This is a genomic window from Christensenella timonensis (assembly GCF_900087015.1).
In the GTDB taxonomy this organism is placed as follows: domain Bacteria; phylum Bacillota; class Clostridia; order Christensenellales; family Christensenellaceae; genus Christensenella; species Christensenella timonensis.
Map to the genome: position 1 here is coordinate 1,323,000 of NZ_FLKP01000002.1, position 21,905 is coordinate 1,344,904.

Here is a 21,905-nt window from a genome sequence, read left to right on the forward strand (position 1 = left end):
CGGGCAGTATATCAAACACTGCCCGTTTTTTGAAAAGCTGGCCTGTTTAGAAGGTGGTAACGTCCTTACCAAACCATTTCTGGCTGATTTCGGCCGCCGTACCGTCTTCCTTCATTTGTTTGAGCGCATCCATGACAGCGTTCATAAAAGACTCTTCACCTTTACGAAAGCCGATGCCGTATTCTTCCGGCGCAAGTGTTTCTTCCAGTATAACATATTCGCCGGGCGTTTTGGCAAGATAATAATTCGCAACCACGGAATCGACCGCGAGAGCATCGACAGTGCCCGTCTTAACATCCATAAGCGCGGTTACGTTATCTTTGAAATCTACCTGCTCGCCGATGGAATCGGAAAGCTCCTTATTCTCTGAAATCGCGATTTGGGCGGAGGAACCATCCTGTACCGCAAGCTTTTTGCCCGCAAGGTCTGAGAGCTTGGTGATGGGGGAATCCGCCGTGACCACGACCACCTGCGTGTTTTCCATGTAAGGATCGCTCATCAGGAGCTTTTCCTTGCGCTCGTCCGTGATCGTAAAACCGTTCCACAGCAGGTCGACGGTTCCAGAGCTCAATTCCATGATGTTGGAGCTCCAGTCGATGGGCTGGAATACGACCTTCACACCCATGTGGTCGGCAACGGCCTGCGCCATTTCCACGTCGAAGCCGGTGATGTTCCCGCTTTCGTCCTTAAAGCCCATGGGCGGGAAGCTGACGTCCATACCCATAATGAATTCGCCTTTGTCTTTGATCTTCTGCAGGGAATCGTCGCTGGCGGCAGCCGCGCTTTCATCCGCAGGCGCAGAAGCGCTGCCCGCATCGGACGCAGATGCGGATTCACTGGGAGCCTCTGCCTGGGGCGCGCAGCCAATCAGGCACGCTGCGGCAAGAACAGCAACAAGGGCAAAAAGCAATATTTTTTTCATAACATTTCTCTCCTGCTTATAAATTTTATCACAATACTGGTATTATAATTCATTGTGCTAAATTAGTAAAGGGGTAACCGGAGAAATAATATGGCGACAAAAAACGCGACCCTTATGACTGGGCCGCGCTTTTACCGTTTGCTTTAGATTTCGTCGGAATAGTTATCGAAGTAGCCCTGTACGAATACGACGGGAGTGCCCTTATCGCCGCTGCCCGAAGTCAGGTCGCACAGCGAACCGATCAGGTCTGTTAGCTGCCGGGGGGTCGTGCCCTGCGAGGCCATCGACCCCTTCAGGTCGGCATCCTTTTTTTGGATGTGTGCGGTGATCGCTTTTTGCAGCTCCGCGCCGGAAAGCCCGGCGAAGTCGTTATCCGCTAAGTATTTGAGCTTCAATTCGTTGGGAACGCCTTCGAGCCCGGAGGTATAGCCGGGGGAGACGACCGGGTCTGCAAGCTCCCAGATTTTTCCGACCGGGTCTTTGAACGCGCCGTCGCCATAGACCATGACTTCCACGGTTTTGCCCGTCGCATCCTTCATTTTTTGCTGTACGCTGGCGACGAATTGATCGCAGTCGCGCGGGAACAGTTTTACCGTCGATTCTGTGGATTTGTTGGAACCCAGCAGGCCGTAATCGGGATTGTAGCCGCTCCCGTTTACCGGCTTGTTTAAGATGTCGCAGAGCGTATAGACTTTCTGTGCGCCTGCGTTAAGTAATTTACGCTTGCTGCGCTCGCGCGTATGTATATCGCAGCACAGCACGTTTTTGGTATAATCGAGGATCACGGTCGGGTTGTTCGCAAATACGAATTCGACTTCCGCGCCTTCTTCGTTGATCACAGAGGCGTAATATTCGACATAATCCATGCCTGTGAAGGGATGGAGGTTCACGCCGAACAGCTCCCGGTATTTTTTGAGGTCGAGCACGTCCGTCCACGGGTTCACGCCTTTTTCATCCAGTTGGTCTAAAGAAATCAGGTGATTGCCTACTTCATCAGCCGGATAGGAGAGCATCATGACGATCTTTTTCGCGCCGCGCGCAATACCGCGCAGGCAGATTGCGAAACGGTTGCGGCTGGTGATGGGGAAAATAAGGCCGACCGTTTCATCGCCAAATTTTTCCCTGACATCGGCGGCGATATCGTCAACAGAGGCGTAATTCCCCTGCGCACGCGCTACCACAGCTTCCGTTACCGCGATGACGTCACGGTCGTGTATCGCAAAACCGCCGTCAAAAGCGTTTGCAGCTTCCAGGATGGAGTCGGCCACCATCTGGGCCAGGTCGTCGCCCTGGCGGATGATCGGGGTACGGATCCCCCGGGAAATGGTTCCTACTAATCTAGACATAAAAAATCCCACCTTTGGTACACATCGCAAAAGATATGCTTTTTTGGAATAAACCTTAAGTATTATAGCAGAAAAAGGAAAAAGGCTCAACCCATGTCGGAAAAAAGGAAAACGGGGCAGATGACGGCTATGCAAGCATGTGTTTTTTTTGTATAATAAAGATGGCCGAATTTTGATAAAGGAGTACATGTGTTGAAAGCTAAAGAATTTTTACAAAATCACCGGATGGGATTTGAGACCATCGTACTGGAAGACGAGATCGACCAATATATCGACGAGATGAAAAAAGGGTTATGCGGGCAGCCGAGTTCGCTGCTGATGCTGCCTTCCTATATTGCTTTAAAGGACGACGTACAGCGGAAGAAGCCTGTATTGTGCGTGGATGCGGGGGGAACGAACCTGCGCATTACGGTGGCGCAATTTGATGCGGAGGGGCATTTTTGTACGGGGGAAGTGTTCCGCTATATTATGCCCGGCGTGGAGAGGGAGCTTAGTGCACAGGAATTCTTTGATACGCTGGCGGGACTGATTTTCCCGCTCACAAGCATCACAAAGGATATCGTGATTTCGTTTGCCTACCGGGCAAGGACGCTCCCCAACATCGACAGCGAGATCGTGGACATCACAAAGGAAGTCAAGGTGAGGGGAGCGGAAGGGAAACTGCTGGGAAAAGAGATATGCGCAAGCCTGGCCGCCCTCGGTGCGCAGGATTGCAGCGTGATCGTTTTAAACGATTCGGTCGCTACGGCGCTGGCCGGAAAAGCGGAAAAATTAGTGGAAGGATACGGTTCTTTCACTGGAACGATCCTTGGTACGGGCAGCAACAGCTGCTATATGGAATCCATCGGGAATATCAAAAAAATGAACGGACACGACGCGGAGGGCGTGACAGTCGTCAATGCGGAAGCGGGAAGCTATAATAAGGTTCCGCGCAGCGATATCGACATCGCCTTTGACAACAGCCTGCAAAACCCCGGCGTGGGCGTATTTGAAAAGATGACGAGCGGCGGTTATCTGGGGAGCCTGTGCGGATTTACCCTGCGCGTTGCCAGTGCGGAGGGTGTATTTCAAAAGTCTTTTGACGCACAGCTTGATACTATGCAGGTAAATGAATTCCTAACAGACCGTGCGGGTTTCATTGCGGAATATTTTACGGATGAAAGCGACGCGGGAGAAGCGTACGAGATATTGCTCAACCTGACAAAACGGGCGGGCAGGCTGCTTGCGCTGCAGATGGCGGCGATGGCAGTAAAAGCATGCAAAGCCAACCACCGCGTTTGCATGACGATCGAGGGCACGACATATGAAAAAATGTTTGGTTTAAAGCATGAGGCGTTGATCACGCTGCTGCCGTTCTTGCAGGGCAGGGAGATCGAGGCGGATGTGATCAGTGTGGATATGGCTGTATTAAAAGGCTGTGCGATCGCCGGGTTATCCAGATAAAATCAGGATTACCGGGCGCGCAAAGCGGGTATCTATATTATTAGGAAAGACTTCTGACCGCAAGGAATGATTCTGAACGGAAGGACGGCTGATAAGACAATGGTTTTGTGCTGTTCTTTTGCGTTCAAAAGGACAGCATTTTTATTGGGGAGAAAATATGGCAAAATACGAATTTGGAAAATATCGTCTGGATACGGAGAAGCCGGACGCGACGGCCATTGCCGCAATATTGGCGGATGGGTCAACTGACGATATATTATTTGCAGCAGCGAACGCAGTGAAAGCAAGGGAGTATGGAAACCTTGTTTTTGTACGCGGGATCATTGAGTTTTCAAACTATTGCAGGTGCAGCTGCGCGTATTGCGGCCTTAATGCCGGTATGAAAATGACGCGTTACCGGATGACGCCGGACGAACTGGTGGAGGCGGCGGTGGAAACGGCCAGGGTATACCGCACGGTCATCCTGCAAAGCGGCGAGGACCTTTATTACACGGCGGATATGCTGGCGGATATCGTGGCGCGTATCAAAGCGCGCGCGAATTGTGCGGTGACGCTTTCCATCGGGGAACGGTCGCTGGAAGAATATAAGAAAATCCGTGAAGCGGGAGGAGACCGTTTTTTGTTGAAGCATGAAACGGCGGATGCGGCCCTTTACCAGTCGCTGCACGGCGTGCTGCTTGATAGCAGGCTGCAGGCGCAGCGCATGTTAAAGGCGCTGGGGTTTGAACTGGGGGGCGGCTTTATGGTAGGGCTTCCGGGGCAAACGGACATGACGCTGGCAAACGACCTGTTGACGCTCAGGAGGGAAGGGGTGGTGATGGCCGGGATCGGGCCGTTTATCGCCCATCCGGACACCTCGATCGGGCAGGCGGCGGATGGGGACGCACACAAGACGCTCAAAGTGCTGGCGCTGGCGCGGCTTTTACTGCCGCGGTGCCATTTGCCGTCGACGACGGCGCTCAATGTAAAAGGCGGGATGAAGGATGCGCTTTTGTGCGGTGCGAACGTCATCATGCAAAAGGCGACGCCTTATGAATACAGGAAGCTTTATGATATCTATCCGGGCAGGGACGCAAAGGACGTGCCGCTTAAGGAGCAGTTTGAGGAACTTGAGCAAAGGCTTGCGGGGCTTGGGCTCCGCGCGGAATGAGGGGAGAGTAAAATGGCTTACGACAGAAAAGGTATGACGGCAGCGGAGTTTATGGATCAGGGAGAGATCGAGCGCACGCTTGCCGCAGCGAAAGAAAAGGCACAGGACAAAGGGGAAGTTGCACGTATCATTGCAAAGGCGCGGGAATTCAAGGGACTGACACACGAGGAAGCGTCCGTTTTGAGCTTTGTTACGGACAAAGAGCTGTTAGAGGAGATGTTTGCCGTTGCAATGGAGATCAAAAAGCACATCTACGGCAACCGTATCGTGATGTTTGCGCCGCTTTATTTGTCGGATTACTGCGTGAATGAATGCCGGTATTGCGGATATCACCATTCGTCCTGCATGGAGCGTAAAAAGCTGACGCAGGAAGAAATCGTACAGGAAGTAAAAGCGCTGGAAAAGATGGGTCACAAACGGCTGGCCCTGGAAACGGGCGAGGACCCGGTCAACAATACGATGGAATATTTGCTGGAAAGCATCAAGACCATTTATTCCATCCATTTTGATAACGGCGCCATCCGCCGTGTGAACGTCAACATCGCGGCAACGACGGTGGAAAACTATAAAAAGCTTAAGGACGCGGGCATCGGCACGTATATCCTGTTCCAGGAAACGTACCACAAACCGACGTACGAATACCAGCATCCCAAGGGGCCGAAGAGCAACTATGAATACCATACGACGGCGCACGACCGCGCGATGGAGGCAGGGATCGACGACGTGGGGCTGGGCGTTTTATACGGGCTTTACGACTGGCACTACGACCTTGTGGGACAGATCATGCATGCGGAGCACCTAGAAGCGGTATTCGGCGTAGGGCCGCACACGCTGTCCATGCTGCGTATCCGCGATGCGGGCGATGTGAAGAAAACGGACTATGAGCACGCGGTCAGCGACGATGATTTTAAGAAGATCGTGGCCATCCTGCGCATGACCGTGCCGTATACTGGCATGATCCTTTCCACACGCGAGGGTGGAAAGTTCAGGGACAGCGTGATTAAGCTGGGGATTTCGCAGGTGAGCGCAGGCAGTGCGACGGGTGTAGGCGGCTACACAATGGGAACGCAGCAGCCGCAGTTTGAGATCGAAGACCACCGCAGCCCCATTGAAATGACAAAGGAGCTGATCCGCGACGGTTATATCCCCAGCTTCTGCACGGCATGCTACCGCCAGGGCAGGACGGGCGACCGCTTTATGCGCCTTGCAAAGACCGGGCAGATCAGCAATATCTGCCAGCCGAACGCGCTCATTACGCTGAAGGAATACGCGACGGATTATGGCGACGAGGAGTTCAAGCAGATGGCAAACGAGTTGATCGAGCAGCAGCTCAAGCAGATACCAAACGATACGGTGCGTGAAAAGGCGCGTGAGTATATCGCAAAGATCGAAGCAGGCGAACGCGATTTTCGATTCTAAGGAGAAAAAGATGTCTGGATTCAATGAAACGCCGCGCGCCAACCGGCTGCATATCGCGTTTTTCGGCAAGACGAACGCGGGAAAATCAAGCGTGATCAACGCGATCACCGGGCAGGATATCGCCTTGGTATCGAACGTCGCTGGTACGACGACAGACCCGGTCTACAAGGCGATGGAGCTTTTGCCTGTGGGGCCTGTCGTGTTCATTGACACGGCGGGGCTTGACGACCGGACAGAGCTGGGGCGGGCGCGCATCAAAAAAACGGATGAAGTGACCGATAAAACGGATGTCGCAGTATTTGTGATCCGCTGCGGGGACACAGACCTTGGCGTAGAACGCGAATATATGCGGAAGCTGGAAGAAAAAAAGACCCCGGTACTTGTGGCTTACAATATGTTTGAAGAAAACGGGGCGCAGGCAGCGGCGCCGGTCGGCGAAAAGTCGGTCGTTGTCAATGCAAAGACGGGCGAAGGGATCGACCGATTGAAACAGCTGATCATCGACAATGCACAGGAATCGGAGCAGCCGACGATCACCGGGGACTTGGCAGGCGAAGGGGACGTGGTCATATTGGTCATGCCGCAGGATATCCAGGCGCCCAAAGGCAGGCTGATTTTACCGCAGGTGCAGGTTACGCGGGATTTGCTGGACAACGGATGCAGGGTGGTTTCGATCAAGACGGAGGATCTTGAATCCATGTTGGGAGAGCTTAAACATCCGCCCAAGCTGGTGATCACGGATTCGCAGGTGTTCGGATATGTAAACGAACATTTGGACAAGGAGATCCCGCTGACTTCCTTTTCCATGCTGATGGCAAAAAGCAAGGGGGATATCGGGGAATTTGTCAAAGGAGCGCGGGCGATCGCACGTTTAAAGCCAGGCGACCGTGTGTTGATCGCGGAGTCGTGTACGCACCATGCCCAGAAAGGTGATATCGCACGTGAGAAGCTGCCAAAATGGCTCAATGATTATGCAGGCGGAGGGCTGGTGATCGAAAACACGGCCGGGCATGGCTTTTTGGATGATCTCTCCAAATATAAGCTGGTCGTCCACTGCGGCGGATGTATGGTCAACCGCAAAAATATGCTCTCCAGGATCGAGCAGGCAAAAAAAGCAGGAGTCCCGATTACAAATTTTGGCGTGGCTATCGCTTTTTTAAATTCGATGCTGGATCGCGTGATTTGGTAAACAAATGTTTAAAATTGTGGGCGTACGGTTTACAAATGTTATGGAATGCCTTATAATGAATGGCATAAATCGGGTGCGCCTACTTGCGCCCGGAAACCGGGAGGCATAAGAAAATGGTTCTTATGAAGATCAAAGGCGGCGGGACGATTAAAATCAAACTCGACGAGAATGCTGCCCCGAAAACAGTAGAAAATTTCAAGAAACTCGTGTCAGAGGGCTTCTATGACGGACTTACGTTCCACCGGGTCATCAAAGGATTCATGATACAGGGCGGCTGCCCAAACGGAACGGGAACAGGCGGCCCCGGATATTCGATCGAAGGCGAATTCGCCTCCAATGGAGTCGAAAATCCTTTGAAGCACAAGCGTGGCGTGATCTCTATGGCGCGCAGCATGGATCCGAATTCGGCGGGATCACAGTTTTTTATCATGCATGCTGACGCACCCCACCTGGACGGTCAATATGCGGCGTTTGGCAAGGTGACGGAAGGCATGGACATCGTAGATGAGATCGCTTCCATGAAAACGGATTTTTCCGATAAACCCCTTGCCGATATCGTGATCGAAAAAGTGACTCTGGAAGAAGAATAAGACGACGATATGACACATTAAAAGAACCGTCCTAAGGACGGTTCTTTTTTATTTTGTAAATACATGGAAAAGCGCGTTCAGAGTGAAAAACAAGACCAGACAAGTCATATTAAAAAGTGGGGGACGAACGTCAAAAAGCATGCTAAATATTAAAATAAAATCAATAAAACTTTACAAATATTACACTTTGTGGTAAAATCAGACGCGTTGGCCTGCTTTCGGGGCCGGCGGACAGAAATTTGAATATAGAAAGACTGGTGATTTGTTGAGTACCACAAAATGGATGAAGAATGGATTGATCCTTTTGGGAACATTCTTCTTGATCACGATTCTAATGCTGGGCATGGCCACTCCGGCCTATGCGGAAGAACTGCCGGAAGCGGCAGGGACGGCAACGGAAGAAGAGCATGTGGAAGGACAAACAATTGAAACGCGGCAAAGCATGACAATCATGAAGACGGAAGTGAAAGATATCCCGGCAGAAAACGGCGAGACGGTGACGGTCCTGGCATCGGGAGCGGAGATCGGCGTATATATGACGGATGTGAACGACAGCTGGGACGCGATCCTGCTCGATGGGGAGATCAGGTACATTCCCGCAGCAAACGCAGCCCTGACAGCTTCTGCCTATGAGTATGAATATGGATCGAACCTGACGAGGCTGACGGCGTACAGCCCGGAACAGCTGGAGCAATTGCTGGACGGGACAGAGCTATCCGGACTGGGAACAACGTTTGCGGAGATGGAAAGTAAATATGGCGTGAACGCGCTGTTCCTGATCAGTATCACAAAGCAGGAAAGCGGAAGCGGATCGAGCTCGCTCGCCCGCAGGCAAAACAACCTGGGCGGTTTGAAAAACGGACGCGGGGGATATATGGCCTTTGACACCAAGGCGGACTGCGTAGACTATATGGCGCAGCTGCTGGGGTCGAAATATCTGACGGAAGGCGGAAGGCTGTATTCCGGGACATCGGTAAAAGATGTTGCACGCCGGTACTGCGAGCAGTCCTCATCCTGGACGGCAGCAATCGAAAACCTGATGAAGGAAGGCTACAATAAGATTATCAAAACAGCATAATGATAGGATGGAAAAGCCAGTGGCGCACACTTGCCACTGGCTTTTTTTGTAGTATCCTGATACAAAACACATAAAAGGAAAAAAAGGGAAAAAGATGATTCGCAAAATACGGTTTTTGGAGCCGGGGAACCTTCCTTACAGGGTCTCTTTAAAAAATCTGTACACCTATGATAAATATATCCGCACGCCGGGCACGGGGCTGATGACGCTGGCTACGATTGCCCGTTCCCTTGTTGCGGATACCTTGATGTACAGCGAATCTATTTCCAAAATCAAATGGGCGGACGTCCTTGATGCAGATATTGTATTGATTGGCGTCTTTACGTTCAATGCGAACCGGGGGTATGAGCTTGCACGTTACGTCAGGCAGAATTCCCATGCGCTTGTCGTACTGGGAGGGCTGCACGCTTCCATGAATTACCCGGAGGCCGTTAAGTACTGCGATTATGTGCTGCTCGGGGAAGGTGACGAATCCATCCTTGAACTGATCCGTGCGGCAAACGACGGAAAGCCCATGGATTTTCCAGGACTCGCATATTTCAAAGACGGCAAGGCCGTTTGTACGGGAAAGCGCGAGCCGCCTGAAAACATCGATACCGTGCCTGACCGCAATATTTTGTACCGCTACCATAAAATGGCATGGCACCTTACCATTTGGCCGCAGGTGCACGCTTTCCGCGGATGTCCGCACAACTGCAATTATTGTGCGCTCGTGCGCCATTTCGGCAGGCGCGTGCGTACGCGGTCGCCGCAAAGCGTGATAGAGGATATCAAACAGGCGATCGCTTTCCATGCCCCCAAAGGGCTGCGATGGATCCGGCATGTATTGTGGATCACGGACGACAATTTTTTCGCGGAACGGGATTGGGCGATTTCCGTGCTTAACGCGATCATCGACAGTGGGATCAAGTATTATTTTACGATACAGGCACGCTTTGAAGTTGGATTTGACGATGAAATGCTGGTGCTGCTCCGCAAGGCGGGCGTGATCGAGTTATCCATGGGTATCGAATTTTTGGAAGACGAAGCGTTTGAAACATACCATAAAAAGAGTACGCGGGAAGATATCATACGTTCCATCAAAAATATACAGCGCCATGGAATCTCTGTGCGCGGGCTGTTTATTTTTGGAGCGGACAACCATACGCGCGGCGTGGGAAAACGCCTTGCCGAGTTTGTGATCGAAAACAAAATCAACGGTATGCTCATCCAGTCCATGTGTTTTGTGCCTGGAACCCCTGTGTATGAGCAGGATAAGGAACGCCTGATCCATGAGGACTGGTCGAAATACAACGGGAATGTGGTGCATTACCCAAAGAAGATCACGCCGTATGAGCTCCAGCAGGAAATCGTTGATGCGTCAAACCGTGTGTACACAAAAAGGAGGCTGCTGCATGCCCTGTTCCATGGGTTCTGGATCCATCGTATCCAGTTTTTGGGGGAGTATTTCTGGCAGAAAAGTATTTGCCGCGATCTAAAACAGGAGCTGCCTTACTTAAAGGAAGTATCCCGCCGGCAGGAGGAGCCTGCGGAAAGCCATTGACGGAAAGACGAGCGCATATGCTGTAAAATATTGGCCGTTGCTTTTAAGAGCAGCGGCTTTTTCTTTTACATGGATTTTACATAACATGCGTTGTGATTTTACATTGACCCTTTATAATGCAAATATGTTGAAACGTTAATCTTTTATAAATTTAACATAAGGAGAACGAAAATGAAAAAACTAATTATGGTAACAGCTTTGGCACTTGCGTCTGTATTGGCCCTCGTAGGATGCGGCGGGAACCCCGCAGCCCAGCAGCCTTCCCAAGCTGCAAGCGAATCCGCTGCGGCATCCGAGCCGGCAGTGCCGTCGGAATCCGCCGCAGCGCCGGACGAGGCGGTTTCCGGTAAGGTACAGATGTCCGGTTCCACATCGATGGAAACGATCGCCAATGCTTTAAAAGAAGCGTTCATGGACAAATACCCCGATGTGACAGTGGATGTACAGCTGGGCGGTTCTTCGGTAGGCGTGAAGGATGTGCAGGAAGGCAAATCGGATATCGGCAACGTCTCCAGGGCATTAAAAGCAGATGAGACAGGGCTGAAGGAAAACAAAATGGCAATCGACGGGATCGCGATCGTGGTCAACCCTGCAAACAAGGTAACGGAAATCAGCAAGGAAGACCTCGCAAAGGTATATACCGGTGAGATCAACAACTGGAAGGACTTAGGCGGTGACGACCAGCCGATCGTAGTGATCGGCCGTGAAGCATCCTCCGGTACGCGCGGCGCGTTCGAGGAGCTGCTCGATGTGGCGGAAAAGTGCAAATATGCGCAGGAATTGAATGAGACAGGCGCAGTTAAGACGGCGGTATCCGCAACGCCGGCCGCAATTGGATATGTGTCGCTCGAGGCGCTCGACGATACGGTGACCGCCCTCAATGTCGACGGTGCGCCGGCGACGGAAGAAGCGATCAAAGCAAACGAATACCCGCTTTCGAGGCCGTTCCTCATGGTGACGGCGGAAGGTGAACTCCGTCCCGAAGTACAGGCATTCCTCGACTTTGTCATGGGAGAAGAGGGACAGGCGATCGTAGCGGACAATAAGTTGATCACGATTTCATAAAACTTTTCCTCTTAGGTTTTTACCTGAAGGGGCGCCGGGAAACCCAGCGCCTCTTTAGGCGGTTATAAGCGACCTTATAAGGAGCATCGTATGGAACATATCACAATCATGGGCGGCAGGAAGACGAAAAGCGCCCTTGAAAAAACAATGAAGGGCGTATTTATCGTTTGCGGCGCCTTTGCCGTAGTGGCAGTCCTTGTGATCACGATCTACATGATCATTTCCGGTGCGCCGGCGATGTTTACGATCGGCCTGAAGGATTTTTTGTTTGGGACGCAGTGGGCGCCGACGGCGGCAGATCCGAAATTCGGCATATTGCCGATGATCTTAACGTCGCTGGTGGGAACGGGGATCACGATTTTGATCGGCGTACCCATTGCGCTGATGGCGGCGGTGTTTGTGTCGGAGGTGGCGCATAAAAAGCTTGCTGGTATCGTAAAACCCGCGATCGAGCTTTTGGCGGGCATTCCTTCCGTGGTATACGGGCTTTTGGGTATGATCCTGCTGGTACCGCAGATCGCCAAGCTGGAAACGCTTTTATACGCAAACGACCCGACGCATACCTTTACGGGCGGTGCAAACATGCTTTCAGGCATCATCGTGCTGACGATCATGATCCTGCCGACGGTCGTCAATATCAGTATCACGTCCCTGAAGGCCGTACCGCGTGAATATATGGAGGCTTCGCTTGCCACGGGGGCGACGAAGATGCAGACGATATTCAAGGTACAGATCCCGGCGGCAAAGTCGGGGATTATTACGGGGGTAGTGCTGGGGATCGGCCGCGCACTGGGCGAAGCGATGGCGATTATCCTGGTGTCCGGTAATGTGGTCAATATGCCGGGGCTGTTTCACAGCGTACGTTTTTTGACCACGGGCATCGTATCTGAAATGAGCTATGCTTCGGGGTTGCACAGGGAAGCGCTTTTTTCCATCGGACTCGTTTTGTTTATCTTTATCATGGTGATCAACGTCCTGCTGAATACGATACTGAAAAAGGAGGCGGCAAGCAATGAGAAGTAGCATGGAAAAGCTGTCCAACAATATCAGTATCATGAAAAGAAAACGCCGCCCCAAAGACGGCGCGCAGATTTTTGCGATCTATGCCTGCGCGATCCTCACGGTCGTGATCCTGTTTTACCTGCTGGCCTACATTATGGTGCGCGGACTGCCGCAGATAAGCTGGGAGTTCTTATCCACTGCGCCAAGCGCCCTCAATAAGACGGTGGGGATACTGCCCAGCATATTGAATACATTGTATATGATCGGCATCACTTTGCTGATCGCAACACCTGTTGGGGTGGGGGCGGCGATCTACCTGAACGAATACGCGAAGCGCGGGAAAATTGTGCGCGTGATCGAATTTACGACGGAAACGCTGGCGGGTATCCCGTCGGTACTGTATGGATTGTTTGGCGCGGTATTTTTCGGCATGACGTTGCAGCTGGGATATTCTATCCTTGCAGGCGCATTGACGCTGGTGCTGATGATCCTGCCAATCATTGTACGCACGACGCAGGAGGCGCTGAAGACGGTGCCCAATGAATACCGCGAAGGGGCGCTGGGGATCGGAACAACGAAATGGCACATGATCCGCACGATCATCCTCCCTGGTGCGATCCCGGGAATCATTACCGCAATCATTTTAGCGATCGGCAGGATCGTAGGGGAATCGGCGGCGCTGTTGTTTACATCCGGCATCGGCACAAATATGCCGGGCAACTTCTTTGGGCATATGATGGAATCGGGGGCGACGCTTACCGTACAGCTGTACACCTATGCGGCAAAGGGCCAAAATGACGCGGCCTTTGGTATCGCCGCGGTACTGGTCGTGATCGTGCTGGTGATCAACCTACTGACCAATTATTTGAGCAAGCGCTTTTCTAACAGGAATAAGTGACGGGGGGGACTGAAACTTGGGTATTAAAATCGAAACAAAAAACCTGGATTTATATTATGGGCAAAACCACGCCCTGCAAAATATCAATATGGATATCGAGGAAGGGAAGATCACGGCGCTGATCGGCCCGTCCGGCTGTGGAAAGTCTACCTACCTGAAAACATTGAACCGTATGAACGACCTGATCGACGGCGTGAAGATCACGGGGGAGGTTCTTCTTGACGGGGAAAACATTTATGACCCGAAGGTGGATGTGACCATTCTCCGGAAAAAGGTGGGCATGGTTTTCCAGAAACCAAATCCCTTTCCCATGAGCATTTACGATAATATCGCCTATGGGCCGCGTATCCACGGGATCAAAAACCGCTTAGATCTCGACGGCATCGTGGAGAGCAGCCTGAAAGGGGCGGCATTGTGGGACGAAGTACGCGACCGGCTGAAAAAGAGCGCGCTCGGTTTGTCGGGCGGACAGCAGCAGCGGCTGTGTATTGCGCGGGCCATCGCCGTTTCACCGGAGGTCATATTGATGGACGAGCCGACATCTGCACTGGATCCGATCTCCACGACCAAGATCGAGGATTTGATGAGCGAGCTCAAGAAAAAATACACGGTCGTCATCGTCACGCACAATATGCAGCAGGCGGTGCGTATTTCCGACCGTACGGCATTTTTCCTCTTGGGGGAAATGATCGAATACGCAAAGACAGAAGACCTGTTCAGTATGCCGAAGGACAAACGGACGGAGGATTACATCACCGGGCGCTTCGGATGACGGAAGAAAGGAAAACGTATGAGAAATAAATTTGATGTGGAACTGGAAAATTTGAACCTTGACCTGATACGAATGGGCGCGATGGCGGAAGAAACGATCACAAAGGTTTTGAGCGTCATTGAAGAATGTGATATGGCCGGCGCGCGGGAGATCATCGAGGACGACGATTTGGTGGATGCGATGGCACGGCAGATCGAGAGCCGCTCCATGAAACTGATCATGAAGCAGCAGCCGGTCGCCAAGGACTTGCGCATGATATCGACGGCCCTGAAAATGATTACGGATATCGAGCGGATATGCGACCAGGCAGCGGATATTTCTGAAATCACGCTCACGATCTGCAAGAACCTGACGATCGACCGGCCGCAGCATATACAGAAGATGGGGAAGCGGGCGGCGCAGATGGTACATATGGCGGTCGATTCGTACGTGCACCGCGATATGGAGCTGGCGGAACAGGTGATCGAGCTCGACAACGAAGTAGACCGCCTGTACGATGTGGTCAAAAATGAGCTGTTGCAGATGGCGATCGAAGACCAGGAAAAGATCGACCAGATCGTTGACTTCCTGATGATCGCAAAGTATCTGGAACGCATCGGCGACCACGCGGAAAATATCGCGGAGTGGGCGATGTTCTCGGAAACGGGCGTGCACAAGGACAAACGGATCCTGTAAGGCTGTGGTATAATAAAACCGAGGTGAAACGTTTATGGCTTTTGTATCGGTAGTCGAAGACGACGCGGCGGTAAGGGAACTGATAACCTGTACGCTGCAATCGGCAGGATTTGATGTGCATGCGTATGCATGCGGCGAGGATATGCTGCGCGAATATGGCAGGATGGAAACACCGCAGGCGATCCTGCTGGATATCATGCTGCCAGGCATAGACGGTTTTGAAACGCTTCGCCGGCTGCGTGAAAAAGAGGACTTTGCGGTACCGGTGATATTCCTCACCGCACGTACGACCGAAGTGGATAAAGTGTCGGGGCTCAACCAAGGGGCGGACGACTATATCACCAAGCCGTTCGGCGTATTGGAACTCATTGCGCGCGTCAACGCCGTGATACGGCGTGCGGGCCAGCGGACGGGGAAGCCGGGGGTGCAGGCCATGGAGCAGGGCGGCCTTGTGATGGACACAACGGGACATATCCTGTATGTGGACGGAAAAAAGACGGAGCTGACATATAAAGAATTTGAGATGCTGCGGTATTTTATGAAAAATACGGGCATGGTACTGACGCGGGAAATGCTGCTCAACAAGATCTGGGGGATCGAGGCGGATATCGAGACGCGTACGGTGGATATGCACATCAAAACGCTGAGAAAGAAGCTGGGGCGCTGCGGCGATTATATCAAGACCGTCCGCGGCGTGGGCTATCGCTTTGAGGTATGATACGTGAAAAAGAAAATTGTATTATTTATGACCTGCATGCTGGTGGTCGCGCTTGTGGTGACGGTGTTTGTATCAACATTTAGCTTCCGCGGGACATATGCAAACGACATGGTGGACGTGCTCAAAGGCAATGTGAACGCGATCGCGCTGGCAGTCGGAGACGAGCAAAGCCCGGATTACCAAACGATCGCGGATAAATACCAGCAGGCGTATGGACAGAACAACCGCGTGACTTTTATCGCGCCCGACGGCAGTGTGCTCGCGGACGCGCCCGAAGGGGACGAACCGCTCCAGAACCATCTGGATCGTCCGGAAATCAAAGAGGCGATCAACGGCTCGTTTGGTTATGAGGTGCGGTATTCCCAGACAAAGGGATATGAGATGGTCTACGTTGCAAAACAACTGCCGGATGGCGTGATCGTACGCAACGCGATGCCGCTCGCCAATGTGGGTAACATCATCAACCAGACATTGCCGGTCATCATTATGATGTTTATTGTCCTGGTCGTGATCGCCGTAATTTTTTCCGGCAGGTTTGCGCAGAGCATCCTGCGGCCGTTCGGAAGGTTGTATGAGTCCATCCAGGCATATGTCGGCGGGAAAAGCAAAAAACTGGAGGTGCAGAGCGCATATCCGGAATTTGAGGATATCACACGCGCCTTTACGCGCCTTGCACAGCGGTTGAACCGTTATATCGAGCGGGTCAAGGCGGAAAACAAGAAGACGTCGCTCATCATCGACAGCCTGAGCGAGGGGCTGCTCATTGTGGATGAAAAGATGGATGTGCTGCTCATCAATGCGGCGGCAAAAGAAATATTGGGCGCGGGTGAAGATGTCGGCAGCGAAAATATCCTGCATTTTATCCGCAGGCAGGATGTCGTCAAAAAGCTGGAAAAGTCGATGGCGCAGAAAAAGAACAAGCGTTTTGAGGTGCGCGACGAATTGAACAACAGGGTGTACCGTTTTTATACCAGTATCGTGGCGGACAGTTCGTTTGCGGGCAGCAATGGGTACGGTATGCTGGTGTTGATCAGCGACGTGACGGATATTGAAAAATCCGAGCGCATCCGCAGGGATTTCGCGGCAAACGTGTCGCATGAGCTGAAGACGCCGCTCACCTCCATCAACGGGTTTGCGCAGCTGATCGAAAACGGTATGGTGGACGATCCGCAAAAAACGGCGGAATATGCAAAACGGATCACGGAGGAATCTGACCGGCTTATGGGGCTGATCAATGATACGCTGCAGCTATCCGAACTGGAACAGATCACCATCGACGAAAGTGTGGAAAGCGTGGAGCTGGAAACGATCGCGCAGGATGTGCTGCATCTTTTGGAAAACAAGATCCAGAAAGGCGGCATAGAAACAGGGGTGGAAGGGCACGCGGAGATCAGGGCGAACAAAGCCCGTATGAAGGAACTGATCCTGAACCTGTGCGATAATGCCGTGAAATACAGCCAGCGGGGCGGGCATGTCACAATCCGGCTGGAGGAAGATGCGGAAAACGCATATATCCATGTGCGCGACGACGGTATCGGTATTCCAGAGGAAGAAGCGGATCGGATATTCGAGAGGTTCTACAGGGCAAAAAATTCGGGCGCGGGCGCAGTCAGCGGTACGGGCCTCGGGCTTGCGATCGCAAAGCACATCACGTCGCTGTATGACGGCGAGCTTACGGTGGTCAGCGAGCTTGGAAAGGGGAGCGAATTCACCGCCCGCCTGAAAAAAGAATAAGATGTATGAAAAAGCCGCCCCAAAAAAGGCGGCTTTTTTATGTAATTACCTCAGTCGGTCAATTTTTCGATGAGCGCGACGGCATCCTCTTTTAACTTGCCGAGCAGGTATTTTGCTTCCGATTTGTCGGCGGAAGAAGCGGAAAGGTAGGATTTCAATTTGGGCTCCGTACCGGACGGGCGGATGATGAAACGCGCGCCGTCAAGTTCAAAATACAGTACATTGGACTTTTCCATGGGAATGGGCGTCTTATCGCCGGTGCGCATGTCGGTACGCTCCTGCTTTAAATAATCCCGTACCGCGAGTACGTCAAAACTGCCGATCCTGGCAGGATAGCCTGCACGCAATGCTTTGACGGCGTTCTGTATTTTCTCGATTCCTTCTTTTCCGTAAAGGGTCTTGGATACGACTAGTTCCTCGAACCAGCCGTATTTCTCATACATGGCGATCACCGCCTGGTATAATGTTATCCCTTTGGAAGCATACCAGCAGGCGGCCTCTGCTACCATCATGGCAGCCTGTACCGCGTCCTTGTCGCGCACGAACGTACCCTGCAGGAAGCCGTAGCTCTCCTCGTAACCAAACAGGAATTTGCCTTTTCCCGTTTGCTCGGACAGCTTAATCTGCTCTGCGATAAACTTGAAACCAGTGAACACGCTGCGAAGCTTTACGCCGTAATGTGCGGCGATCACGTCTGCAAGGTCTGTGGAAACAATGGATTTGACGACGAATTCATCGCCCGTAAAGGACGGCTGCTTCTGGAAAAGGACATAATCCATCAGCAGGCAGCCAATCTCGTTACCGGAAAGAATGGTGAAATCGTTGCTGTCGTCACGCACGGCAACGCCGAGGCGGTCGCTGTCCGGGTCGGTCGCCAATATCAAATCGGCATTTTTCTGGTTGGCAAGCGCCATTGCCAGGTCAAAACACTGTCGTTCCTCCGGGTTAGGCGCTTTGACGGTGGGAAAGGCCGGGTCAGGATACTCCTGCAGCGGCACAACATGGATATTTTTGTATCCAAGGTCTTTTAAGACCCGGCGTACGGGGATATTGCCCGTACCGTGCAGGGGCGTGTAGACGATATTGAGCGTATCTGCCTGCTGTTTCACGATGTCGGGGATCAGGCACAGGTCTTCTACCTTTTTGAAATATATCTCGTCGAGCTTGTCGCCGATATAGGTGAGCAGACCCGTCCGCTCCGCTTCGTCCAGGGGCATGGAATCGATGTGGAACATATCGTCGATCCGGCTGATGTACTCCGTGATGCGGTCGGAATCCGCCACGGGGCACTGCCCGCCGTCTTCACCATATACCTTATATCCGTTGTATTCCGGCGGGTTATGGCTGGCGGTGATGACCACGCCTGCCGTAGTCTTGAGCTCCAAAATGGTGAAAGAAAGCTGCGGTACGCTGTGCGGCGTATCGTACATGAATACATGGATGCCGTTTTGGCATAATACCCCCGCGGTTTCGCGCGCGAAAAGGTCGCTGTTCCTGCGTGTATCATACGCGATGGCGACGCCCGCCTCGGGATCGCCGTTTTTCAAGATATTGTTGGCAAGCGCTTGTGTCGCACGCCTGACCGTAAAGACATTCATGCGGTTGCGCCCTAAGCCGATAATGCCGCGCATACCTGCCGTACCGAATTCCATTTCCTTATAAAAACTATCCTGCAGGGTATCGCCGTCCGCCGCCATAGCAAGAAGCTCGGCTTCGTATTCGCTGCCTGCAAGAGCACTTTTCCATTGTTCATAGCTTTGCTGGTATGTCATGTTAGGGTTCCTCCCGGAATTATATTTAGGATAAGGTATTAATAACCCAGATTTTCATTGATTAAAAGGATATGGATATCTTTGCCCTTAGGCGGATACTGGATACGCACTGTGACATTGCACATACGCTGCCCTGTGCACTCCTCGCACTTACCGGTTTTTGCACAAGGCGTATCGAGACCTAAACGCCGCGCGTTTTTGGGACAGGCCTCCTTCTTGATGCGGGCGATCGCATCGTGCGGCCCTTTGGTGACCTTGTTGACGCCGCACACGACAATGACCTTGTCCGGCCCGAAAAACATGGCCGCAGCGCGGTTACCGTTCCCATCGATATTGATCAGGTCGCCCTGCTGCGTCAGCGCGTTGGTGGACGTCAGGTATACATCCGCATTCATCGCGTTCCGCCATATCGTTTTCACATCAGGGTTTTCCTTTTGGCGTTCAAGCACCTGGGAATAGATTTCCTTGCCGGTCGCCACGACTGCGTCAAAAATGCCCGTCTCATTAAGGGTAACGCTTCCGCCGATGCCGACGGACTGTGCACCGGAAAGCAATTTCAGGACAGCTTCCTTTGCTGAAGCAGCATTTTCAAAGAATTCCGCGTGAAATCCTTTTTGATTCAGAAGGCCGATCAGTTCATCATATTGGCTCATTGCAAGACCCCTCGCTTTCCTCGATCCTTTTTTTCATTATAGCACATTTCGGTTAGCGGATGCGCAGGAATTTTATTGCATTTTAAGCCGTATTTTCGTATGATATATCTTGGAATACTTTTGAGGTGGATAAATGAGCAACGACTATCAAAAAAACATACGGAATTTTTGTATCATAGCACATATAGACCATGGCAAATCGACGCTGTCGGACAGGTTGATCGAGATGACGGGCACGGTCGCGAGCAGGGACTTAAAGGAACAGCTGCTCGATACGATGGATTTGGAGCGTGAGCGCGGGATCACGATCAAATCGCAGGCGGTACGCATGCTCTACGAAAAGGACGGCCAGGAGTACGAGCTGAACCTGATCGATACGCCCGGGCATGTGGATTTTACCTATGAGGTGTCGCGTTCCTTGGCGGCGTGCGAGGGCGCTGTACTCGTCGTGGACGCGAGCCAGGGGATCGAGGCGCAGACGCTGGCGAACGTCTATCTTGCGATGGACAATAACCTGGAGATTATTCCGGTGATCAACAAGGTAGACCTGCCGAGCGCCCGCCCGGATGAGATCGCCGCCGAAATCGAGGATGTGCTGGGGCTGGACGCTTCGGATGCGCCGCGCGTGAGCGCGAAAAGCGGCGAGAATGTAGAACAGGTCTTAGAAGCGATCGTAGACAAGCTGCCGCCGCCGTCCGGGGATGAAAACGCGCCGCTCAAGGCATTGGTTTTTGATTCGTATTACGATAATTATAAGGGCGCGATCAGCTATGTGCGCGTGATGGACGGAACCGTATCCGAAGATACGGAGATCAAATTCATGGCTTCCGGCAGGACGTTCGACGTGACGGAAGTCGGGGTGTTTGCACCGGAGCTGATCCCGGCAAAGGAGCTGAAAGCAGGCGACGTAGGGTACATCGCCGCGAGCATCAAAAATGTTGCGGACACGCGCGTGGGCGATACGGTGACGGACGTTGCACATCCGGCAAAAGAGCCGCTGCCCGGTTACAAAAAGATCACGCCGATGGTATACTGCGGTATTTATCCCGCGGACGGCGCGAAATATGACGACCTGCGCGACGCGCTCGAAAAACTGCAATTAAACGACGCATCGCTGCTGTACGACCCGGAGGTTTCCGTGGCGCTGGGGTTTGGTTTCCGCTGCGGATTTTTGGGATTGCTGCATATGGAGATCATCCAGGAGCGTTTGGAGCGTGAGTTTGATTTGGATCTTGTGACCACGGCGCCCAGCGTTTCTTACCGTGTGCACCTGATGAGCGGGGAGGAGATCGAGATCGAGAACCCGACCAACCTGCCGGATGTTTCGATGATCGAATATATGGAAGAACCTGTCGCCAAGGTAAGCGTGATGACGCCGGATACCTATGTGGGCGCGGTCATGGAGTTGTGCCAGGAAAAGCGCGGTACGTTCAAGAACATGGAATACATCGAGGCGACGCGTGTATTGCTGCATTATGAAATACCGCTGAATGAGATCATTTACGACTTTTTCGACAACTTAAAATCGCGGACGCGCGGGTATGCGTCTATGGATTATGAGGTAAAGGGGTACGAGAAGAGCGAGCTCGTGAAGCTGGACATCCTCTTAAACGGGGAGATGTGCGACGCGCTTTCGCTGATCGTACACAAAGACCGTGCTTATGCGCGCGGCAGGATCATCGCTGAAAAGCTGAAGGAAGTGATCCCGCGCCAGATGTTCGAGATCCCGATCCAGGCGGCGATCGGCGGCAAGATCATTGCGCGTGAGACCGTCAAGGCGCTTAGGAAAGACGTGCTTGCCAAATGCTACGGCGGCGATATCTCACGTAAAAAAAAGCTGCTTGAAAAGCAAAAAGAGGGTAAGAAACGCATGCGCCAGGTGGGAAGCGTAGAAGTCCCGTCCGAGGCATTCATGAGCGTTCTCAAGATGGATTAG

The 21,905-nt window shown here is 52.4% G+C and carries 19 protein-coding genes; 15 read left to right on the top strand and 4 right to left on the bottom strand.

Annotation, left to right across the window (positions count from 1 at the left end; translation table 11 throughout):
- Positions 1–46 precede the first annotated feature (46 nt).
- Together BN6471_RS07680 and BN6471_RS07685 are read right to left on the bottom strand one after the other, a co-directional pair.
- Positions 47–922 (bottom strand): amino acid ABC transporter substrate-binding protein, encoded by an 876-nt coding sequence (locus BN6471_RS07680; protein WP_066647359.1) that lies wholly within the window; start codon positions 920–922, stop codon positions 47–49.
- A 143-nt stretch (positions 923–1,065) separates the two neighbouring features.
- Positions 1,066–2,268: a coenzyme F420-0:L-glutamate ligase gene (locus BN6471_RS07685; protein ID WP_066647362.1), complete on the bottom strand. Its 1,203-nt coding sequence runs from the start codon at positions 2,266–2,268 to the stop codon at positions 1,066–1,068.
- Positions 2,269–2,460: 192 nt separating this feature from the next.
- On the opposite strand from BN6471_RS07685, the gene BN6471_RS07690 reads away from it, so the two are divergent.
- From BN6471_RS07690 to BN6471_RS07755, 14 genes are all read left to right on the top strand, one after another.
- A complete protein-coding gene (locus tag BN6471_RS07690; protein WP_066647364.1) occupies positions 2,461–3,711 on the top strand; it encodes a hexokinase family protein in 1,251 nt (416 codons plus the stop codon).
- A gap of 157 nt (positions 3,712–3,868) precedes the next feature.
- Complete coding sequence (hydE, locus tag BN6471_RS07695; RefSeq protein ID WP_066647366.1) at positions 3,869–4,861, top strand: [FeFe] hydrogenase H-cluster radical SAM maturase HydE; 993 nt, start codon at positions 3,869–3,871, stop codon at positions 4,859–4,861.
- 12 nt (positions 4,862–4,873) lie between these two features.
- On the top strand, positions 4,874–6,280 hold the full coding sequence (gene hydG / locus BN6471_RS07700; protein ID WP_082903401.1) for a [FeFe] hydrogenase H-cluster radical SAM maturase HydG: 1,407 nt from the start codon (positions 4,874–4,876) through the stop codon (positions 6,278–6,280).
- A gap of 10 nt (positions 6,281–6,290) precedes the next feature.
- The gene (hydF, locus tag BN6471_RS07705; RefSeq protein ID WP_066647368.1) at positions 6,291–7,469 is read left to right on the top strand and encodes a [FeFe] hydrogenase H-cluster maturation GTPase HydF; all 1,179 of its coding nucleotides are present in this window, start codon (positions 6,291–6,293) and stop codon (positions 7,467–7,469) included.
- 113 nt (positions 7,470–7,582) lie between these two features.
- Positions 7,583–8,059, top strand: a complete 477-nt coding sequence (locus BN6471_RS07710) for a peptidylprolyl isomerase (RefSeq protein WP_066647371.1) — start codon at positions 7,583–7,585, stop codon at positions 8,057–8,059.
- Positions 8,060–8,324: 265 nt separating this feature from the next.
- On the top strand, positions 8,325–9,137 hold the full coding sequence (locus BN6471_RS07715; RefSeq protein WP_147554005.1) for a glucosaminidase domain-containing protein: 813 nt from the start codon (positions 8,325–8,327) through the stop codon (positions 9,135–9,137).
- 94 nt (positions 9,138–9,231) lie between these two features.
- On the top strand, positions 9,232–10,680 hold the full coding sequence (locus BN6471_RS07720; protein WP_066647384.1) for a B12-binding domain-containing radical SAM protein: 1,449 nt from the start codon (positions 9,232–9,234) through the stop codon (positions 10,678–10,680).
- Between the two features lie 171 nt (positions 10,681–10,851).
- Positions 10,852–11,745 carry a phosphate ABC transporter substrate-binding protein gene (locus BN6471_RS07725; RefSeq protein ID WP_066647387.1) on the top strand — a complete coding sequence of 298 codons (894 nt, stop codon included), beginning with the start codon at positions 10,852–10,854 and terminating at the stop codon, positions 11,743–11,745.
- 90 nt (positions 11,746–11,835) lie between these two features.
- Positions 11,836–12,768: a phosphate ABC transporter permease subunit PstC gene (gene pstC / locus BN6471_RS07730; protein WP_066647390.1), complete on the top strand. Its 933-nt coding sequence runs from the start codon at positions 11,836–11,838 to the stop codon at positions 12,766–12,768.
- Entirely contained in the window at positions 12,758–13,645 is an 888-nt protein-coding gene (pstA, locus tag BN6471_RS07735) for a phosphate ABC transporter permease PstA (RefSeq protein WP_187118771.1), read from the top strand. Before pstC ends, pstA begins: the two co-directional genes overlap by 11 nt.
- 16 nt (positions 13,646–13,661) lie before the next feature.
- Complete coding sequence (pstB, locus tag BN6471_RS07740; RefSeq protein ID WP_066647395.1) at positions 13,662–14,417, top strand: phosphate ABC transporter ATP-binding protein PstB; 756 nt, start codon at positions 13,662–13,664, stop codon at positions 14,415–14,417.
- A gap of 18 nt (positions 14,418–14,435) precedes the next feature.
- A complete protein-coding gene (gene phoU / locus BN6471_RS07745) occupies positions 14,436–15,092 on the top strand; it encodes a phosphate signaling complex protein PhoU (RefSeq protein WP_066647398.1) in 657 nt (218 codons plus the stop codon).
- A 34-nt stretch (positions 15,093–15,126) separates the two neighbouring features.
- A complete protein-coding gene (locus BN6471_RS07750; RefSeq protein WP_066647401.1) occupies positions 15,127–15,810 on the top strand; it encodes a response regulator transcription factor in 684 nt (227 codons plus the stop codon).
- Between the two features lie 3 nt (positions 15,811–15,813).
- Positions 15,814–17,544, top strand: coding sequence for a sensor histidine kinase (locus BN6471_RS07755; RefSeq protein ID WP_066647403.1), 1,731 nt, complete (start codon positions 15,814–15,816; stop codon positions 17,542–17,544).
- A gap of 50 nt (positions 17,545–17,594) precedes the next feature.
- On the opposite strand, the gene BN6471_RS07760 is transcribed toward BN6471_RS07755, so the two are convergent.
- The gene (locus BN6471_RS07760) at positions 17,595–19,316 is read right to left on the bottom strand and encodes a phospho-sugar mutase (RefSeq protein WP_066647405.1); all 1,722 of its coding nucleotides are present in this window, start codon (positions 19,314–19,316) and stop codon (positions 17,595–17,597) included.
- 38 nt (positions 19,317–19,354) lie between these two features.
- Entirely contained in the window at positions 19,355–19,969 is a 615-nt protein-coding gene (locus BN6471_RS07765; RefSeq protein ID WP_066647408.1) for a lactate utilization protein, read from the bottom strand.
- Between the two features lie 133 nt (positions 19,970–20,102).
- Here BN6471_RS07765 and lepA point away from each other — a divergent pair, with 133 nt between their 5' ends.
- On the top strand, positions 20,103–21,905 hold the full coding sequence (lepA, locus tag BN6471_RS07770) for a translation elongation factor 4 (protein ID WP_066647410.1): 1,803 nt from the start codon (positions 20,103–20,105) through the stop codon (positions 21,903–21,905).

Excerpts from the sequence above, each read along its gene's own strand:
- BN6471_RS07680 (WP_066647359.1), bottom strand. The coding sequence starts at position 922 with ATGAAAAAAATATTGCTTTTTGCCCTTGTTGCTGTTCTTGCCGCAGCG.
- BN6471_RS07685 (WP_066647362.1), bottom strand. The coding sequence starts at position 2,268 with ATGTCTAGATTAGTAGGAACCATTTCCCGGGGGATCCGTACCCCGATC.
- hydE (WP_066647366.1), top strand. The coding sequence starts at position 3,869 with ATGGCAAAATACGAATTTGGAAAATATCGTCTGGATACGGAGAAGCCG.
- hydG (WP_082903401.1), top strand. The coding sequence starts at position 4,874 with ATGGCTTACGACAGAAAAGGTATGACGGCAGCGGAGTTTATGGATCAG.
- hydF (WP_066647368.1), top strand. The coding sequence starts at position 6,291 with ATGTCTGGATTCAATGAAACGCCGCGCGCCAACCGGCTGCATATCGCG.
- BN6471_RS07710 (WP_066647371.1), top strand. The coding sequence starts at position 7,583 with ATGGTTCTTATGAAGATCAAAGGCGGCGGGACGATTAAAATCAAACTC.
- BN6471_RS07720 (WP_066647384.1), top strand. The coding sequence starts at position 9,232 with ATGATTCGCAAAATACGGTTTTTGGAGCCGGGGAACCTTCCTTACAGG.
- BN6471_RS07725 (WP_066647387.1), top strand. The coding sequence starts at position 10,852 with ATGAAAAAACTAATTATGGTAACAGCTTTGGCACTTGCGTCTGTATTG.
- pstC (WP_066647390.1), top strand. The coding sequence starts at position 11,836 with ATGGAACATATCACAATCATGGGCGGCAGGAAGACGAAAAGCGCCCTT.
- pstA (WP_187118771.1), top strand. The coding sequence starts at position 12,758 with ATGAGAAGTAGCATGGAAAAGCTGTCCAACAATATCAGTATCATGAAA.
- phoU (WP_066647398.1), top strand. The coding sequence starts at position 14,436 with ATGAGAAATAAATTTGATGTGGAACTGGAAAATTTGAACCTTGACCTG.
- BN6471_RS07750 (WP_066647401.1), top strand. The coding sequence starts at position 15,127 with ATGGCTTTTGTATCGGTAGTCGAAGACGACGCGGCGGTAAGGGAACTG.
- BN6471_RS07760 (WP_066647405.1), bottom strand. The coding sequence starts at position 19,316 with ATGACATACCAGCAAAGCTATGAACAATGGAAAAGTGCTCTTGCAGGC.
- BN6471_RS07765 (WP_066647408.1), bottom strand. The coding sequence starts at position 19,969 with ATGAGCCAATATGATGAACTGATCGGCCTTCTGAATCAAAAAGGATTT.
- lepA (WP_066647410.1), top strand. The coding sequence starts at position 20,103 with ATGAGCAACGACTATCAAAAAAACATACGGAATTTTTGTATCATAGCA.